The sequence below is a fragment of the Streptomyces sp. SID14436 genome, assembly GCF_010548465.1.
Classification (GTDB): domain Bacteria; phylum Actinomycetota; class Actinomycetes; order Streptomycetales; family Streptomycetaceae; genus Streptomyces.
On the sequence record NZ_JAAGMD010000817.1, the window covers coordinates 1 to 1,564 of the forward strand.

Genomic DNA, 1,564 nt, shown 5'->3' on the forward strand with positions numbered 1-1,564 from the left:
GGTGACGCGGCGCCGGAGACCGTCCCGGCGGCCGAGGAGCCGCGGCCCGACCTGGTCGCCGTCCGCCGCCGCGGTGCCGGAACGGACCTCGCCCCCAATGCCTGAGCGGTCGGTCGCCGAGCTGCTGGCGCTGGACCGGCAGCACGTCTGGCATCCGTACGGGCCCATGCCGGGCCGTGGGGAACCGCTCGTCGTGGAGTCGGCGAGCGGGGTGCGGCTGCGGCTCGCCGACGGCTCGGGCGAGCTGGTGGACGGCATGGCCTCCTGGTGGTCGGCGATCCACGGCTACAACCACCCGGTCCTCAACGAGGCCGCCCGTGACCAGCTCGGGCGGATGAGCCACGTGATGTTCGGCGGGCTCACCCACGAGCCCGCGGTACGGCTGGCGAAGCTCCTTGTCGACATGTCGCCCGAGGGGCTGGAGCACGTCTTCCTCGCGGACTCCGGGTCCGTCTCGGTCGAGGTCGCGGTCAAGATGTGCCTGCAGTACTGGCGTTCGCTGGGGCGCCCCGAGAAGCGGCGGCTGCTGACCTGGCGCGGCGGCTACCACGGGGACACCTGGCAGCCGATGTCGGTGTGCGACCCCGAGGGCGGGATGCACGGGCTGTGGGCGGGTGTGCTGCCCCGCCAGGTGTTCGCCGACGCGCCGCCCGCGGAGTACGACGAGGCGTACGCGCAGGGGCTGCGGGAGCTGATCGGGCGGCACGCGGCGGAACTGGCCGCGGTGATCGTCGAACCGGTGGTGCAGGGCGCGGGCGGGATGCGGTTCCACTCCCCCGCCTACCTGCGGGTGCTGCGGGAGGCGTGCGACGAGCACGGCGTGCTGCTCGTCCTCGACGAGATCGCGACCGGCTTCGGACGCACCGGCGCGCTGTTCGCGGCGGGCCACGCCGCCGTGACCCCGGACGTGATGTGTCTGGGGAAGGCGCTGACCGGCGGCTACATGTCGATGGCGGCCACGCTGTGCACCGCGCGGGTGGCCGACGGCATCTCGCGCGGCGAGGTGCCGGTGCTCGCCCACGGGCCCACCTTCATGGGCAACCCGCTGGCGGCCGCCGTGGCCTGCGCGTCGGTCGAACTGCTGCTCGGGCAGGACTGGCTCGCCGAGGTCAAGCGGATCGAGGCGGGGCTGCGTGAGGGGCTGGCTCCGGCCGCGGATCTGCCGGGGGTCCGTGACGTGCGGGTCCTCGGCGCCATCGGCGTCGTCCAGCTCGACCGCCCGGTCGACATGGCGGCGGCGACCGCCGCGGCCGTCCGCGAGGGGGTCTGGCTGCGGCCGTTCCGCGACCTGATCTACACCATGCCCCCGTTCGTCACGCACGACGTCGACGTGGCACGGATCGCCCGGGCGGTGTGCGCCGCCGCCGAGGAGGGCTGACGTGGCGGTACTGGTGGTCACGGGCACCGGGACCGAGGTGGGCAAGACCGTGGTGACGGCCGCGGTCGCCGCCGCCGCGCTGGCCGCCGGCCGGTCCGTCGCCGTGCTGAAGGCGGCGCAGACGGGCGTGCGGCCGGACGAGCCCGGCGACGTCGAGGAGGTGCTGCGGCTGGCCGGACCGGTGAC

The 1,564-nt window shown here is 75.0% G+C and carries 2 protein-coding genes; both read left to right on the plus strand.

All coding sequences use genetic code 11. The annotated features are described in order from the left end of the window. Positions 1-97 precede the first annotated feature (97 nt). Entirely contained in the window at positions 98-1,378 is a 1,281-nt protein-coding gene (locus G3I53_RS29945; protein ID WP_164336635.1) for an adenosylmethionine--8-amino-7-oxononanoate transaminase, read from the plus strand. A 1-nt stretch (position 1,379) separates the two neighbouring features. Further along, on the plus strand, positions 1,380-1,564 hold a 185-nt coding region (locus G3I53_RS29950; protein WP_164438964.1), incomplete at its 3' end, for an AAA family ATPase.

What these genes read in the sequence shown, in the direction of transcription:
- G3I53_RS29945 (WP_164336635.1), top strand. Translation starts at nt 98, where the DNA reads ATGCCTGAGCGGTCGGTCGCCGAGCTGCTGGCGCTGGACCGGCAGCAC.